The 542-nt window shown below is 58.3% G+C and carries 1 protein-coding gene; it reads right to left on the bottom strand.

Features of this window, described 5'->3' with window-relative positions; genetic code table 11:
- Positions 1–529: outer membrane protein (locus tag EN859_RS35190; RefSeq protein ID WP_135913596.1), on the bottom strand; the 529-nt coding region annotated here is incomplete at its 3' end.
- Positions 530–542: the final 13 nt, after the last annotated feature.

Genomic DNA, 542 nt, shown 5'->3' with positions numbered 1-542 from the left:
GGGTAACACCGGGTTGAGAAAACACAGTCGATTTGCCGAGATCGGTGTAGAGATATTCGGACTTCAACGACCAGTTTGAATTGATGGCGTACTCGGCGCCTCCTCCGACGGTCCAGCCGGCTTTGGTCTTGGACGAGTCGATCCCGGCAAATTGGAGTTCGGTCTTGACCTTACCATAGGCCAGGCCGCCGGTGCCATAAACCATGAAGCGATCGACAGGCGTGTAGCCGATGCGAGCACGCACCGTGCCGAACCACTCAACCTTGGTCTCAAGCGGGGGTCCAAAAAAGATGCTGGAAGTCGCTTTGACATCGGAAGCCTGGAAGTCGGCTTCGATGCCATAGACCATCTGGCCCGACTGCCAATTGTAGCCGGCCTGAACGCCGCCCAGAAAGCCGCTTGCACTGATATCAGCAAAATCGGAGGTGACGCCGCCACTATCGAGCGGATGCTTGAAGTTGCTGAAGCCGCCGCCGGCATTCACGCCGATGCAAGCACCCGTCCAATCGAAGGAGGACGCAACCGGCAGGGGTGCCTCCTCG

This window comes from Mesorhizobium sp. M00.F.Ca.ET.216.01.1.1 (genome assembly GCF_004010325.2).
In the GTDB taxonomy this organism is placed as follows: Bacteria; Pseudomonadota; Alphaproteobacteria; order Rhizobiales; family Rhizobiaceae; genus Mesorhizobium.
Note: the sequence above shows the minus strand (reverse complement) of the source record. Positions and strands in the feature narration are given on the sequence as shown.